Genomic DNA, 18779 nt, shown 5'->3' with positions numbered 1-18779 from the left:
TGCGTTTGCCGCAACCTTTCCGTGGCCTGTGGCCGGCACCAGTCATGGATTCTGTGTTCCGCTGCCGTCCACACCGAAATCCATATTCCGGCGTTCGTATTCGCGCTGGCTGAAGGTCGCTTGCTGGATCGATTCGACCTGGTCGAAACTCGACCCGATGGCCCCGCCCAGGGTTCCCAGCGACGCCGCCAGCCAGGCAAGGTTCACGTACTCGGCGAAGCCCACGGGATGGCGCAGCTGGTAGGCGAGGAATCCGTGATCGATGACCACCAGCGAACCAAGCAAGAGCGCAATGAAGAGCAACACGTACATTGCGGCTGCCGCCAGCATCACGGTCAGCACCGTAGAGGTGTTGTAGAGCACCAGGCGCTCGCGGTAGTGCTTTCCGCGCGGACGTTCCCAGAGCCTGTTGTGGAAGAGCAGCCATAGCCCGAAGAGCAGGATGCTGACGACGGTAATCAGTGCCAGGCGGAGGCTGCTGAGGTAGTCGGCCATGGACCAGATGCTGGTATAGAACACGCCGAAGGCACCGGTGGCCGCCGCCCCGGCGAGGGCCGAGGACAACTGGGGGACCAGCCGCCAGGGCCTGTTACTGCGCACCATTCCGAAGACCAGGAAAATCCGTCCCCGCAGGCCCTTGAAGCTGACGTATCTTGTTGATGAGCGGCCGTCTTCGCTCGGCTCGTCCAGGCTTCCGCTCACCGAGAAGGCGCGAGCCGACAGGGACGTGGGCATAATTGGCTTCCGATCGCTGGACAGTTCGCCCATGATGTCAACCAACGAGTTGGTGAGGTTGCGCGGACGGGCCATCCCCAGGCTCGGCACCACGAGCGTCGCGGCCCCGTGGAGCTGGCTGATGCTTCGACCCACCGGCTTGCCCTGACCGTACTGCGGAATATCGGTGAGGTAGATGATGTATTCCCAGCCGAACTTCTCGCGCAGCGCGCCGACGTGCTTATTGAGCATCACTTGCCCGGATTCGTCCAGTGGGAGCGTGAGCGGGCCGACCTTGACCGACCAGCGCACTTGAGCCTGTTCCTCGCTATTCAACGCGTTTTCCAAGCGTTCGCGCACCTTGCCTGCCAGCACCTGAGCGATCCCCGGGTCGGCAAGCAATCCCACGGTGCGCACTGCCGGCTGTTGCTTTGGAATGATGGACCTCCGAAGTGCGGCACGGTATTTTTCGGCGGCGGCTGCCACTATGCCCACTCTAGGAACTGCAGGGGCAATCGCCAAGCAATCTCAGTCTTTTTGGAGAATCAAGGCAGTGCAGAGCCAGAAAGTCTTCCGCCTTGCCCGGAATTCCTTGCGCTCTCCGAGTCGATGTGGAATTCTCGCAATTATCCCGCCAAGGGCAGAATCGGCGCCGCGCGCAATGAAGAGGAGCATCATGTCATTCTTCGAAGAGGCCAAGGAAAAGATTGGAAACCTTCTCGGCAAGGTGAAGCCGCCGGAAGAGGAGGACATCGAGCAGGAAACCCGCAACGGCACAGGGGACGACGGCTTATTCGACGAAGACGATCCAGCGATCGGAGAGGACCCGGATCTGAACGCCTCGGACGATGATCAATACGAAAGCCGGTGATAACTGGCAACCCGACCGGAATCTTCGGCCGGGACTCGAATCTGATCTATGGTGAGGACAGATATCTGCAGGGTCCATGAAACAAGAAGTATTTTGCCGGGGCTATTGTCGTGCCGCAGCGGAGTTTCCGTGCAAGTGGTTATTCGTGGCCCTGGTAGTCCGTCTGAAATTAGATTCTTGCTAGGCGATCCTCTAGCGAGACACGCCCTGCTTGGGTGTGGCCAACTTTTTCAAGCCGAAGCAAAGAGCAGACCTATGCCGCGCAAGAAAACCAACATGTCATATTGAGCTGCCATATACCGTCAGCTCCCTGTTTAGGGAAGGTCGGGAGATAACGTAGCTGCTATTTGGGCAATGAGATGCGAACGAAACGCTATGGGGGATTGCACGCGTGTGGACGCTGGTAACTCCGTGAGGGCGATAGTTTCAGAAGGGGGAATGTCGGCCAAATACGACCAGGGCCCTCCAGGCTCCGCTCTGGTTAGAGTGGAGTCCTTAGTTCGCGAGAGTTTCACGGGTTAGCGTACGTAGTATTTAACGGATTCGCGAGGTTGTGTGGCGCTTGTAAAGTGCGCTTTGAAGAAGGGAAATTTACTCAGCAAGTCGTGTACCTTCGGAGCTTTCTCAGCGAGCTCACGTATCGAGAGTTATCTGAGCTATAAAATTTTGACGGTAATCGTCAAATTTCTCGACTCTAAGCCATGATTAGAGTATGTTGCTGCTCAACTTTACGGTATCGAACCATAAGAGTATTCGTGATGAGTGCACTTTGGAGTTTATGCGTCCCAGCTTTAAGAAGCTGAAGCCGGGCGCCGATAGCGATTGGCCTGCCGTCACTTATCCTGTGGTTGGTGTATTCGGCCCGAACGCCTCCGGTAAATCTACGCTCATTGACGCATTCAAGTACGCCCAAGCGGCGATTAACCACTCGTCTACACTCTGGCAACAGAGGCCGGAAATGGTACATGTTCCGTTCGCTCTTGACGATGAGTCAGCTAAGGGGCCTAGTTCGTATGAATTCGATTGGGTATTCGAGGGCGTACGTCATAAATATGGTTTCACAGTTACCCCGGAGGGAATCGAAAAAGAATGGTTGCTTGATCTTCCTCGCACCCGCTGGCGAACGCTAATCGATCGTGACCGTAGTTCTGAGTCGCCCACCCAAGTTCGCTTTAAGGAGAAGAATGGGTTGGTTGCTGTAACTCGACGTGAGCTGATCCTTTCGCGAGCAATTCTGCTGGAGCACGAAGAGCTTACTGGCCTCGGCAAATCATTGCTAGATGGGATCGAACTCGCACCATTTGGTGACACGAATAGAGAACGCCGACTCGCAAGCATCACCGACTCATTGCTGCAGCAAGAGATGAGCTTTGAGGACTTGACGACCCTTCTGCAAGTTGCCGATATCGGTGTTCGGTCGATTTCCGTCAAGAAAGATCAAGCTCCTCCAGAAGCTGTTCGACTAGTGAAAATATTTGCGGAACTCGTTGATTCTGAAGCCGAAAAGATTGTTGGTGAAGAGAAGCGGATTCATATCGAGCCCCTTGAATCCGATGCTGTAGTTCGAACCCTGGAATTTTTGCATAAGGGCAGGAAAAAAGACCCTCGGGCTTTCGGGGTCAACGAGGAAAGCGCAGGCACTATCGTCTGGCTTTCATTAATTACTCCTGCAGTAGAGGCTTTGCGATACGGGACAATGCTGGTGGTCGACGAACTTGACAACAGCCTCCACTCGCATCTAGTTGAGCTGGTAATCAGCCTTTTTCTGAATCCCCGGCTCAACCGCTTTGGTGCTCAGCTCCTGTTCACAAGTCATGACACAAATCTTCTGTCTCCGGAATCTGGTTTTGATCTTGAAGCCGAGCAAATTTGGTTCGCAGATAAAGATGCAGACGGTGCAACGGAGATTTATTCGCTAGCAGATTTCCCTCATCCGAAGGACGCCAACTTTGAACGTCGATATCTCGCGGGACGATATGGCGCCGTGCCACGTACGGCTCCGAGCCTGCTGGCAAGAGTGATCGGATCGGATGATAGCTAGTGGCGCGCCGTAAGAGGTCTGAAAAGAAACGGATTCTGATTTGCACTGAAGGGACGGTAACGGAGCCGCAGTATATTGATTCGTTGAAGCAGATTTTGGGAACGTCTGGAGGATCCGTAACGATTCGCACTGTTGGTGTAGGCCGAGATCCTGTCAAGATCGTGCAAAAATGCATGGCTGTTCGAGACAAGGCAATTGATCCCTTCGATATCGCAGTTTGCCTGATAGATGTAGACACGCATGCAAAGTTGAAGGAAGCGCTGGCTCTGGCGGCTCGCAACGAGATCAGCGTTGTTGTATCCAATCTCAAGTTTGAGGTCTGGTTGCTTTGGCACGCAGTTGAAAATGTGTCTCATTTCGAATCGAAGCAACTGGACCGGATGATGAGTGAGCAAAAGATTTTCGAGAAGGAGAAATCGTTATCGCCCAAATTCCCCGTCGAGAATTATAAACGTGCATGCCAAATCGCACGCCGAGCTGATCCGAAGTTGGGACCTGGGGAGATTGGTCCTAACTCATCGACTGGCATGCCATGGCTAATTGACATCCTTACCTCAAAATAAGAGAAAAGTAACCCGGCCTTCCCGCTTGCTATCACAGTAGGATGTATCACCTCCATCTCCCGTAATGTTGGAGCGCGCCCGATTCTTGATATTCTAAGTAATCGAGTCCTGTGTGATTTTTTATGCGCACCGTAAGACCTATCGAAAGAAGTGCCCGGCACGTGTTTAATTCACTTTCCGATCGCCTGACAGCGACCTTCAAGAACTTGCGCGGCAAGGGTCGCCTGACAGAGGCCGACATTGACGGTACCGCCCGCGAAATTCGCCGCGCCCTGCTGGACGCCGACGTCGCCGTACCGGTGGTTCGCGCCTTCGTAGCCCAGGTGAAGGAACGCGCACTGGGCCTGGAGGTTTCCGAGTCGCTGAACCCGGGACAGCAGGTTGTGAAGATCGTCAACGAGGAACTCGTTGGCATCCTCGGCGGCGAAACCCGCCGCCTGAACCTGGCCAAGAATCCTCCAACGGTGATCATGCTCGCCGGTCTGCAGGGCGCGGGTAAGACCACCCTGGCAGGCAAGCTCGCCAAGCACCTGAAGTCCGAGGGCCACACCCCGATGCTGGTGGCCTGCGACCTGCAGCGCCCCAATGCGGTCAAGCAGCTGCAGATCAACGGTGAGCGCGCAGGCGTTCCGGTCTACGCCCCGCACCCGGGCGTCTCCTCGGAGTTCGACACCGCCACCGGGGATCCGGTCACCGTAGCCCGCGACGGCGTTGCCGAGGCGAAGGCCAAGCTGCACGACATCGTCATCGTCGATACCGCCGGCCGCTTGGGCGTGGACACCGAGATGATGGCCCAGGCCGCGAACATCCGCGCGGCCATCGACCCGGATGAAGTGCTGTTCGTCATCGACGCGATGATCGGCCAGGACGCGGTCAACACCGCCCAGGCCTTCCACGAAGGCGTCGACTTCACCGGCGTGGTGCTCTCCAAGCTGGACGGCGACGCCCGCGGCGGCGCGGCCCTCTCGGTCGCCTCGATCACCGGCAAGCCGGTCATGTTCGCCTCCACCGGCGAAAACCTGGACGACTTCGAGATCTTCCACCCGGACCGCATGGCCTCGCGCATCCTGGACATGGGCGACGTGATGACGCTCATCGAACAGGCCGAGAAGAACTGGGACAAGGGCGAAGCCGAGCGGATGGCGAAGAAGTTCGCCGACCAGGAAGACTTCACCCTGGACGACTTCCTCGCCCAGATGGCCCAGATCAAGAAGATGGGCTCGATGAAGAAGATGCTGGGCATGATGCCCGGCTCGCAGATCTCCCGCCAGCAGCTCGAGCAGTTCGACGAGCGCCAGATCGACCGCGTGGAAGCCATCGTCCGCTCGATGACCCAGCACGAGCGCGTGGCTCCGAAGATCATCAACGGCTCGCGCCGCGCGCGTATCGCCAAGGGCTCCGGTGTCGCGGTTTCCGAGGTCAACCAGATGCTCGAGCGTTTCACCGAAGCGCAGAAGATGATGAAGAAGATGGCCGCCGGCGGCGGCATGCCGGGGATGCCCGGCGCCGGCAAGGGGGCCGCGCGCAAGGCGAAAGCCAAGGGCAAGGGCAAGAAGCAGGCGAAGTTCGGCAACCCGGCCAAGGCCGCGCAGGCCGAGCTGGAAGCCAAGACCAAGAAGTCCGCGGCACCTGCCGGTTCGGCCTTCGGCCAGGGCGCCCAGCAGGACTTCGATCCGTCGAGCCTGAACCTGCCAGCAGGTTTTGAGAAGTACCTGGGCAACAAGTAGTTCTTCGGTTTTTACCAGACTGCGCCTCGTGGACCTTTTCGGTTCGCGGGGCGCAGTTTTCTATGTGCCGTGACGGCGCAGGGTTCGGCTTGGATCCTATCTTTTGACGAACCAGACGCGTAAAATAAAAGTAGGAACCGTCAGGGAGAAGAGCATGACCAAGGGTAAAAAGGCACGGAAACCAGCACGAGAAATCGCTGCTGAAGCGCAACCCCGGACCGGCAGTAACCTGCAAGTAGAGTCAATGACGCCGGAACGGCTGCGGGCTCTGGAAGCGGAAGCGACTTCTGGGGTCGTCGCGATTAAGAAACTACTCGAGCTTGGTCGATCAAACATGCCGATTGGCCCTCAGCTAGTGCGCGGCACGACGGGTAGTCTGAGCGTATCGCTGGGAAAGGCCGTAACCGAGATCCGCGACCAAATAGATCCACTGCTGGCGCCGCCTTCCGATGTGCATCCATTGACGTCCATTGCCAAGAACATGGAACAGAGCATCGCGGCGTTGGCGCCGGCCCTTGCCGAAATGGTGACGCCCGTGTCACCGCAGTTGGCCCGCAATTTGGCGGCGACAGAGAACGCCTGGCGGGAACTGGAAGCCGAATTCGGCCTATTCACTAGCCTTGAAGTATCCGCGCTCGTTGGCTCCAAGTCGCCCAACCGCAGCTACGCCTCTGAACAGCACTCCAAGGGGAGGCTGATCGCAGTTAAGCGTCCCGGGGGGCTGCGCTATCCGGGCTTCCAGTTCGACCGCGTGGAGCACTTCATCCTGCCGGTTATCGCTGAGCTGATCGGTGTCGCTGATACCGCTGGGCGTTCCGAGGCAAGCCTGGCGCTGTGGATGACCTCCCGCACAGGCTACCTTGATGGAAGTCGTCCAGTTGACTACCTTTCTTCTCAACCCGGCAAAGTCGTGGAAGCGGCTCGGCAGTCATTCGAAATCCAATGGTGAGGTACGTTCCGGGACAACCGTTTGAGCCGGAGGAGCACATCCTGGAGTCCGGCACGCCGCTCTACCGCGTATTTAGCAACGCCAGGACGGGTGGCGTGACGGAATCCAATCCCGGTTTCGGGTCCGCCACCAGATTCGCTTTCTTCGGGGATCCCTCAGTCCCTGTCCTTTATGCAGCGCAGACTGAGGAAGCTGCAGTCTGCGAGACCATCCTGCATGACGTTCCGCCAGGGCCCGGACGGGTCATGTACGACAGTATTGCCGACAAGATCTGCGCCCCGTTGGCACCCACTCGAAAACTACGGCTCGTTTCGCTCATGGGCGACGGCCCGCGGAAGCTCCAAACCGAAGCCAAGCACGTTACCGGCACCTCGTCTTCGCAGTACAGCCGCACCGTTCGTTGGGCTGAAGCCGCACACGAAGCAGGATTCGAGGGCTTGGTTTGGATGAGCAACCGGCGCAATAGCGACAGGGCTTACGTCTTTTTCGGCGACCGCGTCATCCCCGGAGACCTAACTGCTTTGGGTGATCGGGGTCGTATTTTTGCGGCCGGTCCAGACTTCGACTGGCTGGGTAATTACCTTGCCGGATTGGGAATCGACATCATGCTTCCATGAGTATCAGCGGACAAGCTTCGAGCTTCACGCGGCACGATATTCCAAGCAGCAACACCGCTGCTCTTACTTCGCAGCGAGAAATAAGCATGTATATCAGCTTCACTGCGGATCGAAATATTAAGGGAACTTCATCTCAGGAAGCCGAAACATTGAAAAGTAGCCATTCGATTAAACAATGACTCGCGGGGCGCAGTTTTCTTTGCGCTACGTTGGTTTGCGCGGCCATTGGTTTCGGCCCCGGTTCACGCGCCGTAGGATGGAAGGCAGGGGTACTCTCCCCGTATTTTGGAAGTGCACGGCATTTCCAGCTAGGCGGCACATCATGTCCGACAAGTCACCACGCAAGGGCGAAGCGAAGAAGCCCGCAAAATCCATCAAGGAAAAACGCGCCGAGAAGCGGCTGAAGAGTGCTGATTCGCTCACCGAATCAGCGCGCAAGAACGCCAAATAAGCCTTAGCGCCAGAACTTTGAGCAGCGCACCGGCAGCATAGCGACAGCGCCCAGCCAAGCCTCTGCCTCGCGGTTAGCCACCGTCGGGCAGAGGCTTTCCTGCATCCCAAGGTTTTCTCAGGCACTTAGCGCGGTAAGACCCCGGTTCGGCCGAAGGGCAGGCCCGCGTTTGAGTGGATTTCGTCTGCCTTCCGTCCATGTCTAAACTAGTGGGAAATCGACTGCTCAAAGTTTGAAAAGGGGTCCTGGTCCGTGGACGAAAACGAGTTCAGCTTTGCCAACCTTGAATTCATCTTCGCAGGTTCAAAGCCTGAAGCCGCCGCGGATGTCCACGCCGTCCTCGCCGAACACCGGCTCGTCGGTTCTATCGACGGTGCGAGATCCCGGGAGCATGCCACGGAGGTGCTCGCCGAACTGGCGACATTGAACGATGCCAGAGACCCGGTGCTGTGTCAGATCGGCCCGGACGATGCGCTGGTCCAAGGCCCGCGGCTGACGGAGCTGGCCCACAACCTCAAGGCGGCAAGCGGTGCGCGCTTCGTCTTGATCAACGGCGAAGAACTGGATGGCCCGGTCCCGGGAGAAGAACAGCTCGGCCAGTACGCTCCGGACGTGCAGCTATTTCAGGGCGCTACCTTGAAAGTCTCGGATCTGACACTTTCCCCGAGCGTCGAAGGCAATACCTTCACGGTGTTCAGAAATCTCGCCGGGCTGACGGTCCTGCCCCGTATTCCGTTGGAAGAGCCCAACATCTCGCGGTCCAGCCGCCCGTACCTGGAGCTGACGCGCAGCGGCAGTGTGCTCACCGCGGCGATCCACTCCAAGGGCCCCCTGCGGCCGCAGCTCTTCCCGGACCTCGTGTCCTACCAGATCGATCTGGAACGCATGCGGATTCTTCAGGCCAGTCCCGGCAGTGATGCGCAGCTGCTGTTGAATGCAATGGACGAGTGGAACAACGCCGTCTTCTCGGACGACTATGAGCTGGTGGATCAGCTGCTGGCAGCCGGCCCCGCGCGGGAGGAAGCCAAATCGATCCTGCGCGCGCCACGCTCGGCGAACAATCTCAAAAGGTTCCTGACTCTTCATGGTTATGACCCGCGGAGCATCGACTTCGTCTCGGGCGCCCCGGTTCCCGAAGATGCAAGAGAAATCCATGTCCATGGGGTACTGGACTCGATCCGCGTCACCTTCGAAGAGTTTGAACGCGAGGCCACCGGCCTGATGGGTTTGCTCTCCCGCACCGGGTGGAGCCCCCGGGCGTTGATTTTCTCCAGCGTGGCCGTCCTGGCCGCCGGAGCCATGGCAAACCGTGCCATGAAGACTTCGCCAAGGCTGTCCCGAGTGCCTCAGCCGCTGCGCCGGGGCCTCATGTTCTTCTGGTACTCGGACGGTCTGTATTACCTGGCCAGGGGAGTCAAGGAAGCGTTGGAACCGAAACTGCAGAAAGCCAAGTCTTCCTGACTCGACGAGCTCGACGTCGCACCCCAGCCTGATTTAGCCACCGGTAGAAGGGTGGCGAAGCTGTGAGTACTGGAAGGCAAGATTTGCAGTCAGTGGGACCCGAAATCGGCGCTCACACCGGTACTGGAAAAATTCCTTCGAAATCGACCACCACTGCAACGAGCCCAGCGGCCGCGGCCGGTCAACCCATGGTCCGAATCGGTGTGTGGGCAGCCGGGGGTCCCCCTCGGTTGCTTGCTGGTGGGTCTGGTCTGCAGATCTATTCGGTCGTCGGCAACCACGTACCTGCGACTAGCCGCGGCACCGGGAATAGGGATTGGCGAATCCGGGCGCTGCAGACGAGAGCGGAGCCATCGTCCCAGAGCGAAGCGGCTGATGCGAAAGGACAGCCTGAACCTGGACTTATTGATGCTCTACCGGTCGGCCGCTTCCTGTACTCAAGCATGACGGGGCCTGGCTTCTTCAGGACCATGAGCAGGTCGCTGAGCCCGTTCATCAACCGGGCCCTGTCAGGGGTGGCGCATTCGAATTACATCACCAACTCCTGATGCATGGCGATTCGCGAGGCGAGCTATCTTCGGGTGATCCGCTTCGTCATGTCCACTGGGCCTTAGGACTGTTCCATTAGACTTTAACATTTTCACCTCGGCACCGGCCCTGAGCGGAACGCATCGGAGACCCATTGAGCGTGCGTGATGGACTGCCAGGCGAAGGAGCAGCGAAGACTTCGTAGATCTGCAAGTGGACCTATACAAATCTGGGTTCTCTGGATTCGATGGGGAGCGGCTCATCAAAGCTCGGCGATACGCGCAAGCATGCCAAGATTCTCGGATGAGCGAAATGGTGAAGGTTGGCGGAGCCGAAAAGCCGCGAGATGAAGTGCTCGAGTACGCTGCAGACTATTTGAGGGGCATTGGGCGGTATGCTTATCCGGCCTATGATGCTTATCCCGGCACTGACAGCGATCAGGTAGGTGATGCTGACTTGCTGGCTATTTGCCTTTTGAACGCCGGTCAGAAACCGATCCCGATTTATTACGGGTTGCAGTCCCGCATACCGGATATGAATGAAGTCTTAGCACGACTCCCAAAAGACGAGCCGTTTGCCGAAGCTTCGCTAGAAACTCTGGAGACCATCACTGACTTCTTTGGGATCCTGGGTGCTAAGCCAACGACGCAGGTAGGCAAGACGAAGTTGCTGAAGGTCTTGCATCGCAAACGTCCTGAGCTCATCCCGCTCTTCGACGAGAACATTCGCCGTTGCTACAGCCTGATCGGCGCGGCACCGGTGCCACCGATCGGGTCGCGGACTCATCGTGACTTCGCCATCGCCTGGCTGCCGGAACTGCAAAGGGATGTGGTGCAACAAATGTCCGTGTGGCAAGAAATCGTAGCCATGGCCGACCCCGCGGTCTCCATCACACCGCTGCGCGCCCTCGATATCGTCGGGTGGGACTTAGGTACTCCTCGGCGGCAGTAGCTAAGTGGTAGTCGCTACCGCTCGTATTCCCATATATCTGACAATGTGGGAATATAGAACCTAGGCATTCCCACCCGAGAAAGGGGAGACTCCTTGGATCAACCACGTGTCCCACGAGGTATCAGCTCTGGAGCGCAGTTCGCTCAGCGTCACCGTTCCGAACCAGGAGTCAGCCTACCGGCAGCCGAATGGCCATCCATTGCCTATGAGGAAAAGCAATGGGAAGCACAGCACGATCCGGCCCAGTCGCGACGACAGCGACTGAGAGCACGAGGTCCCTACCAAGCTGCCATCGTCCCCAACATCGCCAACGCCAACCCGGCAATCTCCGGACAGGCCGCAGCGCTGGTGGAGGAAGCGACCATCGAAACGGTCCGCTTCGACCGCGACTTGGGTGACGACACCGCACCATTCGCAGCCCTGCTCCTGCGAAGCGAATCCGCAGCCAGCTCCCAAATCGAGAACCTGACCGTCGGGGCTAAACGCATCGCATTGGCCCAATTAGGAGACCGCTCCAGCAGCAACGCAGCTCTGGCGGCCTCGAACATCTCCGCGATGGTGGCCGCAGTCGACTTGGCCGACAACCTGGATGAAACCAACATCCTGGCCATGCACCGCGCCTTGATGGCTGGCTCTGAACCGGAAATGGCGGGTCGCTACCGCACCGAAGCGGTGTGGATCGGCGGCAACTCCCCGCACGCAGCCATGTTCGTGCCTCCTAGCCATGAACGAGTTCCGCAGGACATGGAGGACCTGATCAGCTTCATGCAGCGCGATGACATCCCGGCGCTGACCCAAGCGGCGATCGCCCACGCTCAATTTGAGACCATCCATCCTTTTCCGGATGGCAACGGACGCACCGGACGCGCATTGGTTGGGTCCATGCTGAGGAACAAGGGGGTTACCGAGAAGGTCACCATTCCCGTCTCTTCTGGCCTGCTGACCGACACCAAGGCGTACTTCGATGCGTTGGGAGCTTTCCGCGAGGGGCAGATTGAACCGATTGTGGAGATGTTCGCCGAATCCACCTTCCGGGCCACCGCCAATGGGCGGCAACTGGCAGAGGACATCCGCATCATTCGCCAAGAGATCTACACCGGGTTCGGACGCACCCCAGGTGAAGGGCTGAAGTGGGCAATCGAGCTGATCGTGCGCGAGCCGGCCATCACCGCCCAGATGCTCAGTGACACTGCAGGGCAGTCCTCCAGCGCCGCATACCGCAATATCGATCGCCTGGAACAATTGGGAGCCCTGAAGCTTTCGGGACATATCAACGGACACCGGGTATGGGTCGCACCGAAGGTCATTGAGGCGTTGGACAACTTTGCCTCCAGAGCTGGCCGACGCGCGCGCGGTTGAAGCGCAGAAGGACTCCTAGCAGTGACTATGCAGGAATATTCCAGTCATAGGAGTGTCATACGGGAGGAAAACGGCGTATGACGGAGAGACGAACCTAGGTGAGGGAGGCTCCCAATGACTATCATGCCAACTTCAGCGCGTGGCCACTCGGTCCGGGCTGCAGAATCAGAGGTCGTTGAAGCACTCGCTGGCTTCCTGCCCATGGTGCTGATCGCTTCCGGCGCAGGAGTCAAAGACCCAGGCCAGGTACGCAAGTGGAGCAGTGGGGCGCTGAAGCCCACTGCGGCGTCCGCTGCCCGGCTTCGCTTCCTCCTGGATCAAGCTTCATGCATTGCCCAGAACCAATCGCGGGAGATCGCTGCCGCATGGCCGACCTCGGTTAACGAGCAGCTCGATTACGAGTTGCCTCCGAAAGCCATTCGCGAAGAGCGGTAGAAGGACGTGGCTGAAGCCGCTAAGTCCTTCGTGAACGGCTACGTAGGTTGAACCAGTGGATCTGTCAGGAGACGGGCCTCTCGATTGTTGAGGGGTCCTGGTTGGGTCCCATTGGGCAGTCCTGCAGCTATGCGATAGCCAACTGATTCTCTCAAACCCATTCATCCCAAAACCGAGCCTGCATCAACCCATCCAAGGAAGCATGGGGCAGCTTCACTTCGCCGAGGTTGGTGCCGACTGTTATTCACGGCAGAACTTTCCAACCGAAAGTAGATCGCGGCGAACTTCTGCTGCCGCTCAACCCAGGTACGTCCGCTGAATGAGATCGTATCGACAAGCTTTAAAGACTGACGGACAGCTTCATCTCTTTCAAACCTGATCGAGGCGATGAACTCCTCGGCGCGGCTTGATGGCAAAGCCTCGTGCTCACAGTTGTTGCCATTTCAGACCTTGCCCATATGGATGAGGGCAAACTTTCTTTTGCCTCGTTTTGCGGCTCGAATCGCGAAGTGGTGGACTTCGCGATCGCCAGCGTGGGCGCCCGCGGGATAGAAAATGAACTCGGTTGCTCGGTTGAGGAACAGCTGGTTGATAGCATCCGGCCGCAGCTCATGCAGTCCTTTTGAGCGCGCAGGCGCTCTAGACGGAACCCGACTGCTGCCGGCGGTCTGCCCGTTCTGCGAAGGCTTCCAGGGCATTGAGCATCTCGGGAGCGAGCCAGAATCTGCCCCGTTTGGACCTGAGGTAGTCGAGTCCCAGCTCTGCTTCCAGAACCGCGGCATTTATCACGGCTCGGCTTTCCAGAAGTCTGCAATCGATGTGACGTCCTCGGCAAGTTGTGTGCCGTTCCTGATTGCCCGGAATGAGGCTTCCGAGCAGAGCGTGATGATCGGCTCGGGATTGCCATCGCGGTACGCATCGAGGCAGCGGTGGTAGGCGCCGATGTCCGCCAGAAGACCGGCAGAAACGGGAGTTGACATGTTGCGCGCGACCACGTGGCGTACCTTCTATCGCTTATCCGGTTATCTGATAGAAAGTGATCCACCGGTTATCACTTAGGGATATCTTCCCGACGGTCTCGAAGAATTCTGGATCCCCCTGGCGAAAGAACTCGCTAGCGTCTTGTGTTGAATCCGCCGATGCAGGTCCGAGCCCGAATCCCGGATGGGAATTTTTCTACGGACTGCTTTTCCGGTATCCAGCTGCAACACCGTACATTCGCATTTCGCTGGCGGACGAAAGCTAGAGAAAAACTGCCGCTTATCCTAGGCTAGGGCTAACGGGGTACCCTCCCCATTTTTGGAAATGCCCGTCATTTCCGGCAAGGACGGCACATTATGTCGAACAAGTCACCACGCAAGAGCGATGCGAAAAAGCCCGGTAAGTCCATTAAGGAAAAGCGCGCCGAAAAGCGCTTGAAGCATGCTGACACGGCCACCGAGCCGGTGCGGAAGTCAGCCAAATAATCAAGAGCCAGCCATGAGCGCTGTGCACTAAGCACTAAACACCAATCGAGCCCCTGTACCGCAGCGAATGATCGCCGGGCAGGGGCTCGATGGCGTTCTGCCGCCAGGGTTGGCGGCAAGCAGACTTAGGGGAGCTGCGGATCCACGTCGAAGTGCTCGGCCACCTGGGTGATGACCTCATTGGCGCCCTGGAGCGAGACCGAGGAAAGGAAGATCGAGTCGTCCACCGACAGCACCTCGCCGGTGAGCTTCTTCCACAGCGGGTTGGAGGTGAACTTCTTTTCCTGATCCCGCGAGGCGTCGCCCTCGGCGCCTTCCGGTGCCCAGGTGGACTGGAAGATGACCTCGGCGTCGGCCTTCAGGATCTCCTCGGAGGACAACGGCACGAAGATGGACTCGGTGGTGTCCGGAGCGTCCTTGGGGCGGGGAATGTCCATATCCGCCATGATTTCACCGATGAAGGAATCCGTGGCGTAGAGCCGGGCGGTGTCTTCGCCTGCGAAGCGCACCAGCGAATAGGTGGTATCGGCCTGCTGGGCGAGGATTTCCTTGCCCACGGCAGCCGCGCGGGTTTCGTAGTCGGCTACTGCCTGCTCCGCCTCGCTCTTCTTGCCCAGCGTCTCGCCCAGCAGTACGACGTTCTCCTTCCAGGTCGGTCCGGTGGACTCGGAGAAGACGGTCGGGGCGATCTTGTTCAGCTGGTCATACATGCCGCCCTGGCGCACATCGGCGGAGACGATGATATCCGGGTCTGCGGCCAACAGCTTTTCGAGATCCGGCTCGGTGGTGGTGCCCACGTTCACCGCGTCGTCGGTCAGCTCGGTGACATCTCCCAGGTATTCGGGGAAGGGATTGCCGGACTTGCGGTACTCGGTGTACGCCACCAGTTCGGCGCCAAGCAGCAGCGTGGCGTCCACATAGGACGGATCCAGCGCCGCCACGCGCAGCGGGCGTTCGGCCAGCTCGGTCTGACCGCGGAAGTGCTCGATGGTGACCGGGAACCCGGCATTATCGGCTGAATTTTCCTTGGCGGGGGTCTCGGAGGTGGCGGCGCCGCCGCAGGATGCGAGGGTGAGGGTTGCGGCGGCCAAGGCTGCAGTGAGGCCGATCAAGCGCGAAGTATGCATGCGAGTGCTTTCCGTGAAGATGATTTACTTATTGGCGCATAGTCTAATTATTAGACGCGAGCTTAGGTAAGGGTAAACTCAATCTGCGAAATGTACAGTAGCATGGTTCTGGCCCACTTGGGCAACATCCCGCGTCGCACGAAGGGTCATGAGTCATTTCACGTAGCACAGCACGGGCCGCCAGCCTGCTCGCCCTTTCCCTCGGTGTGCTCGCCGCGGTGCTGCTGAGCCTCTGGATCGGCAGCAGCACCTCGAGCATCGCCGAACTGCGCCATGCGCTCTTCAGCCCCGATGAGCGCGTCAGCGACATCGCCATCCGGGAGATCCGCTGGCCGCGTACCGTCACCGCGCTGGCCGCCGGCGCCGCGCTGGGCATGGCCGGAACCCTGATCCAGGGCCATACGCGCAACCCGATCGCCGAACCGGGCCTGCTGGGCATCAACCAGGGAGCCGCGCTGGCCATCGTCTCGGTGGCGGTCTTCTCCGGCCCGCTGCAGCCCTGGCCGCAGGCATTGCTGGCGCTGGGCGGCGCACTGGCGGCGTCGCTGATCGTTTTCGGCATCGGCCGGGTGGATGGACGCGGCGCCTCGCCGATCACCCTGGTGCTCGTCGGAGCGGCGGTGACCGCGCTGTGCGCCGGAGTAGTCTCGGCCATCGTGCTGCTCAGCGAGGCGGCGTTGGAGACGCTGCGCTTCTGGCAGGTCGGTTCCGTGGTCCAAGGCTATGACTCGTTCCTGGTGCTCTGGCCGCTGCTGCTGGCCGGGACCGGACTCGCCCTGGCCAATGCGCGCGGGCTCAACGCGCTGACCCTCGGTGAAGACTCGGCCCGGGCCCTGGGCATCACCGCGCCCCGGGCGCGCGGCATCGGCTTGGCGGCGATCGTGATGCTCTCCGGCCTGGCCGTCACCCTCGCCGGGCCCATCGCATTCTTAGGGCTCCTGGTACCGCATGTGGCGCGGCGTATCTTCGGGGCGGACTACCGCTGGGTGATCCCGGGCTCCGCGGTCAGCGGAGCGCTGCTGCTGGTGTTGGCCGACGTGCTCGGGCGCATGCTGGCCCGTCCCGGCGAGCTTCCGGTCGGCGTGGTGGTGGCCATGCTCGGCGCGCCCTTCTTCATCTATGTGGCCCGGCGACGCAAGCCGGTCACGGTATGAGCGCCCGGCGCACCGCGCCGACGGCGCTGCTGCTGCTCCTGGCCGCGCTGGCGGTGCTCTGCCTGCATCTTTCCATCGGCGGCACCCCGATTCCGCTGCCCGACGTGGTCAGCAGCCTGCTCGGCATATCCCCGGATCCGCGCACCGAGCTGGCCATTAGGGAATTCCGGCTGCCGCGCAGCCTCGCGGCCTTATTCGCCGGCATCGGCTTCGGCGTGGCCGGTGCGCTGACCCAAACCGTGGCGCGCAACCCGCTGGCCAGCCCGGATATCCTCGGGGTGACCAACGGCGCGGCGCTCGGCGCCGTCGCGCTGCTGGCGCTCACCAGCCAGGTGCAAGGGCTGCCGATGTTCCTGCACGCCTACGGGCTGCCGATCGCCGCCACGCTGGGCGGCCTGCTCGTCTCGGCGCTGGTCTTCTCGCTGGTCTGGCATAGCTCGCTGGAGAGCAACCGGCTGGTGCTCGTGGGACTGGGCATGAGCGGGCTCTGCGCCGCACTGACCTCGTGGATGCTGACCCTGGGCGACGTGTACAACGCCCAGCAGGCACTGACCTGGATGGCGGGCACCGTCAACGGCGTCTCCTGGGCGGATCTGGCCATCGCCCCGCTGGTCATCGCCATAGGCGTCGCGCTGGCCGCGGCGCTGCGCAACCAGCGAGAAGTGCTCGCCCTGGATTCCGATACCTCCCGCGCGCTGGGCATGAATCTGGGCCGGGACCGCATCATCATGCTGGGCCTGGCCACAGCGCTGGCGGTGGCCGCGACGGTGATTGCCGGGCCGCTGGCCTTCGTTGCGCTGGCCAGCGGGCACGCCTCGCGCTTGATTGCGCGCAGCACCGTGCCGCCGGTTGCGCATAGCGCGCTGGTGGGGGCGATCTTCGTGCTGCTCGCGGATTTGGCCGCGGCCCGGCTGTTCTCCGTGGTGCTTCCCGCGGGCGTGGCCACCGCGGTGATTGGCGCGCCGTACCTGATCTATCTGGTGATCCGCCAGTCGCGGGTGCGCAGCGCCTGAGCTAGGCGCGCGGACGCAGCGCGGGGAAGTCCGAATCACGGAATTCGGTGCCCGCGACCACGCCGGTGCGGTGCCGGTCCTCCTCGGCCCGGCGCAGCTCGACCCGGCGGATCTTGCCCGAGATCGTCTTGGGCAGGTCGGCGAATTCAATCCTCCGGATGCGCTTGTAGGCCGCCAGATGCTCGCGGCAGAAGCACAGAATGCTTTCCGCCAGTTCGGGGGAGGGCTCATAGCCCGCCGCCGGGACGATATACGCCTTGGGCACCGTCAAGCGCAGGTCATCGGGCGCCGGGACCACGGCCGCCTCGCCGACGCCGGGGTGCTCGATCAGCACCGATTCCAGCTCGAAGGGGCTGAGCTTGTAGTCGCTGGACTTGAATGCGAACGTAATTGAACAGAGGGTGATCGATCCGAGCATCTCGACCATCCTAACTTTTCGTCTAAAGCTCAGGCCTTGCGTCGCAACTGCCCGAATCGCCGAATACTGACAGGATGAGTGTAGAAGTGTTGGCTAGGGCTGAATCTTGGGCTGATCTGTTAAATCAGGCGAAGACAAAACGAAGATATCCAATTGCCCTCACAAGAATGTGGTGCGTCTGGACAGCAGGAGAACCATGTCAACTTGGAATTTATCGGCATAACTCATTTCAGCCATCGCGTAGGTAACATATCAGTTCACAAGCCAAGCGATTTGCGCACTTCTTGAATGCACGCTGATGATCCGTGTTGATTGAATTTTTTATTACTACGAAGGGTATGAAGCGTATAGGACAGCAAAATTGACTATATATTCAGCGCTTCTAGACGAGGTTGTACGAAACCGAGTCAATTCCGACGGAAGGAGTTTTCTCATAGGAGGATTGAAATTACTCAAGGGGGAGAGCGGGCCGGATCTGAATTGCGTCGACGGCGATTCTAATTCGGCCCGCACAAAGGGTTTTTAATATTTAATCTGTACCTTGCCTATGTTTTTACTTAGATCTGAGGTACGGGCAACCTATCGGCAAATGTACTAAAACAACGGACCGTAACCGCTAGCTCCGACCAAGAATTTTGGGCACGAGTTGTCATAAAGGTTGGCCTGAAACGTTACACTCTGACCAGGTGCTAAGTCGGCATCTGGTGTGGCAAAATCCCCAGTTTTACTCAGTATTTTGTTCTCTTTGTCGAAACATGTCACTTCAACACCGTAGGGACCATTGAGTGTAAACGAAGAATTATTTGTCGCCTGCCCTGTTATAACATCACCTACTAGGTTCGCCTCATCAATCGTTAGATCTTGAAAGTAGGGATCACCTTGTAGAGGCTGAGAAGCAACGGTGAAATCAATCTTGGCGCTAGCAGGGATTTCA

Annotated in this window: 20 protein-coding genes and 1 pseudogene; 16 read left to right on the top strand and 5 right to left on the bottom strand. The window is 59.3% G+C overall.

What is annotated here, in order from left to right; translation table 11 throughout:
• Positions 1–42: 42 nt before the first annotated feature.
• Positions 43–1200, bottom strand: a complete 1158-nt coding sequence (locus ACT3UA_RS16160; protein ID WP_444617351.1) for a hypothetical protein — start codon at positions 1198–1200, stop codon at positions 43–45.
• A 190-nt stretch (positions 1201–1390) separates the two neighbouring features.
• Here ACT3UA_RS16160 and ACT3UA_RS16155 point away from each other — a divergent pair, with 190 nt between their 5' ends.
• The 13 genes from ACT3UA_RS16155 (at position 1391) to ACT3UA_RS16095 (ending at position 13293) form a co-directional block, all read left to right on the top strand.
• A complete protein-coding gene (locus tag ACT3UA_RS16155) occupies positions 1391–1585 on the top strand; it encodes a hypothetical protein (RefSeq protein ID WP_444617349.1) in 195 nt (64 codons plus the stop codon).
• Positions 1586–2297: 712 nt separating this feature from the next.
• On the top strand, positions 2298–3626 hold the full coding sequence (locus ACT3UA_RS16150; protein WP_444617347.1) for an AAA family ATPase: 1329 nt from the start codon (positions 2298–2300) through the stop codon (positions 3624–3626).
• Positions 3626–4189: an RloB family protein gene (locus ACT3UA_RS16145; RefSeq protein ID WP_444617345.1), complete on the top strand. Its 564-nt coding sequence runs from the start codon at positions 3626–3628 to the stop codon at positions 4187–4189. The genes ACT3UA_RS16150 and ACT3UA_RS16145 overlap by 1 nt, the downstream gene beginning before the upstream one ends.
• Positions 4190–4350: 161 nt before the next feature.
• Complete coding sequence (gene ffh, locus ACT3UA_RS16140; protein WP_444617343.1) at positions 4351–5916, top strand: signal recognition particle protein; 1566 nt, start codon at positions 4351–4353, stop codon at positions 5914–5916.
• Positions 5917–6070: 154 nt separating this feature from the next.
• Entirely contained in the window at positions 6071–6865 is a 795-nt protein-coding gene (locus ACT3UA_RS16135) for a hypothetical protein (RefSeq protein ID WP_444617341.1), read from the top strand.
• Positions 6866–6960: 95 nt separating this feature from the next.
• The gene (locus ACT3UA_RS16130; RefSeq protein WP_444617339.1) at positions 6961–7482 is read left to right on the top strand and encodes an RES family NAD+ phosphorylase; all 522 of its coding nucleotides are present in this window, start codon (positions 6961–6963) and stop codon (positions 7480–7482) included.
• Positions 7479–7661 carry a hypothetical protein gene (locus ACT3UA_RS16125; protein ID WP_444617337.1) on the top strand — a complete coding sequence of 61 codons (183 nt, stop codon included), beginning with the start codon at positions 7479–7481 and terminating at the stop codon, positions 7659–7661. The genes ACT3UA_RS16130 and ACT3UA_RS16125 overlap by 4 nt, the downstream gene beginning before the upstream one ends.
• Before the next feature lie 143 nt (positions 7662–7804).
• The gene (locus ACT3UA_RS16120) at positions 7805–7933 is read left to right on the top strand and encodes a hypothetical protein (protein ID WP_255248468.1); all 129 of its coding nucleotides are present in this window, start codon (positions 7805–7807) and stop codon (positions 7931–7933) included.
• A 252-nt stretch (positions 7934–8185) separates the two neighbouring features.
• Positions 8186–9394, top strand: a complete 1209-nt coding sequence (locus tag ACT3UA_RS16115) for a hypothetical protein (protein ID WP_444617334.1) — start codon at positions 8186–8188, stop codon at positions 9392–9394.
• A gap of 831 nt (positions 9395–10225) precedes the next feature.
• Positions 10226–10873 (top strand): DUF6308 family protein, encoded by a 648-nt coding sequence (locus ACT3UA_RS16110; protein WP_105554613.1) that lies wholly within the window; start codon positions 10226–10228, stop codon positions 10871–10873.
• A gap of 93 nt (positions 10874–10966) precedes the next feature.
• The gene (locus ACT3UA_RS16105) at positions 10967–12232 is read left to right on the top strand and encodes a Fic family protein (protein WP_444617332.1); all 1266 of its coding nucleotides are present in this window, start codon (positions 10967–10969) and stop codon (positions 12230–12232) included.
• A 114-nt stretch (positions 12233–12346) separates the two neighbouring features.
• Positions 12347–12667, top strand: a complete 321-nt coding sequence (locus ACT3UA_RS16100; RefSeq protein WP_444617330.1) for a hypothetical protein — start codon at positions 12347–12349, stop codon at positions 12665–12667.
• Positions 12668–13089: 422 nt separating this feature from the next.
• On the top strand, positions 13090–13293 hold the full coding sequence (locus tag ACT3UA_RS16095; RefSeq protein WP_444617328.1) for a hypothetical protein: 204 nt from the start codon (positions 13090–13092) through the stop codon (positions 13291–13293).
• 159 nt (positions 13294–13452) lie between these two features.
• Here the strand turns inward: ACT3UA_RS16095 and ACT3UA_RS16090 are convergent, their stop codons facing one another.
• A complete protein-coding gene (locus ACT3UA_RS16090; protein WP_444617326.1) occupies positions 13453–13662 on the bottom strand; it encodes a hypothetical protein in 210 nt (69 codons plus the stop codon).
• A gap of 342 nt (positions 13663–14004) precedes the next feature.
• Here ACT3UA_RS16090 and ACT3UA_RS16085 point away from each other — a divergent pair, with 342 nt between their 5' ends.
• On the top strand, positions 14005–14133 hold the full coding sequence (locus ACT3UA_RS16085; RefSeq protein ID WP_255248498.1) for a hypothetical protein: 129 nt from the start codon (positions 14005–14007) through the stop codon (positions 14131–14133).
• Between the two features lie 125 nt (positions 14134–14258).
• On the opposite strand, the gene ACT3UA_RS16080 is transcribed toward ACT3UA_RS16085, so the two are convergent.
• Positions 14259–15245 carry an ABC transporter substrate-binding protein gene (locus ACT3UA_RS16080; RefSeq protein ID WP_444617324.1) on the bottom strand — a complete coding sequence of 329 codons (987 nt, stop codon included), beginning with the start codon at positions 15243–15245 and terminating at the stop codon, positions 14259–14261.
• 221 nt (positions 15246–15466) lie between these two features.
• Here ACT3UA_RS16080 and ACT3UA_RS16075 point away from each other — a divergent pair, with 221 nt between their 5' ends.
• Both ACT3UA_RS16075 and ACT3UA_RS16070 read left to right on the top strand, forming a co-directional pair.
• The gene (locus ACT3UA_RS16075; protein ID WP_444617322.1) at positions 15467–16414 is read left to right on the top strand and encodes a FecCD family ABC transporter permease; all 948 of its coding nucleotides are present in this window, start codon (positions 15467–15469) and stop codon (positions 16412–16414) included.
• A complete protein-coding gene (locus tag ACT3UA_RS16070; protein WP_444617320.1) occupies positions 16411–17427 on the top strand; it encodes a FecCD family ABC transporter permease in 1017 nt (338 codons plus the stop codon). Before ACT3UA_RS16075 ends, ACT3UA_RS16070 begins: the two co-directional genes overlap by 4 nt.
• Before the next feature lies 1 nt (position 17428).
• Here ACT3UA_RS16070 and ACT3UA_RS16065 read toward each other — a convergent pair.
• Both ACT3UA_RS16065 and ACT3UA_RS16060 read right to left on the bottom strand, forming a co-directional pair.
• Positions 17429–17806: pseudogene (locus ACT3UA_RS16065) on the bottom strand (AMP-binding enzyme); the annotation flags it as partial.
• A gap of 633 nt (positions 17807–18439) precedes the next feature.
• Positions 18440–18779, bottom strand: a 340-nt coding sequence (locus tag ACT3UA_RS16060) for an FxLYD domain-containing protein (protein WP_444617318.1), incomplete at its 5' end; no start/stop codon positions are given.

This window comes from Glutamicibacter sp. 363, assembly GCF_052379505.1.
Classification (GTDB): domain Bacteria; phylum Actinomycetota; class Actinomycetes; order Actinomycetales; family Micrococcaceae; genus Glutamicibacter.
Note: the sequence above shows the minus strand (reverse complement) of the source record. Positions and strands in the feature narration are given on the sequence as shown.

Coding starts and splice junctions, on each gene's coding strand:
- ACT3UA_RS16150 (WP_444617347.1), top strand. CDS start 2,298: ATGTTGCTGCTCAACTTTACGGTATCGAACCATAAGAGTATTCGTGAT.
- ACT3UA_RS16155 (WP_444617349.1), top strand. CDS start 1,391: ATGTCATTCTTCGAAGAGGCCAAGGAAAAGATTGGAAACCTTCTCGGC.
- ACT3UA_RS16125 (WP_444617337.1), top strand. CDS start 7,479: ATGAGTATCAGCGGACAAGCTTCGAGCTTCACGCGGCACGATATTCCA.
- ACT3UA_RS16100 (WP_444617330.1), top strand. CDS start 12,347: ATGACTATCATGCCAACTTCAGCGCGTGGCCACTCGGTCCGGGCTGCA.
- ACT3UA_RS16070 (WP_444617320.1), top strand. CDS start 16,411: ATGAGCGCCCGGCGCACCGCGCCGACGGCGCTGCTGCTGCTCCTGGCC.
- ACT3UA_RS16120 (WP_255248468.1), top strand. CDS start 7,805: ATGTCCGACAAGTCACCACGCAAGGGCGAAGCGAAGAAGCCCGCAAAA.
- ACT3UA_RS16110 (WP_105554613.1), top strand. CDS start 10,226: ATGAGCGAAATGGTGAAGGTTGGCGGAGCCGAAAAGCCGCGAGATGAA.
- ACT3UA_RS16085 (WP_255248498.1), top strand. CDS start 14,005: ATGTCGAACAAGTCACCACGCAAGAGCGATGCGAAAAAGCCCGGTAAG.
- ACT3UA_RS16135 (WP_444617341.1), top strand. CDS start 6,071: ATGACCAAGGGTAAAAAGGCACGGAAACCAGCACGAGAAATCGCTGCT.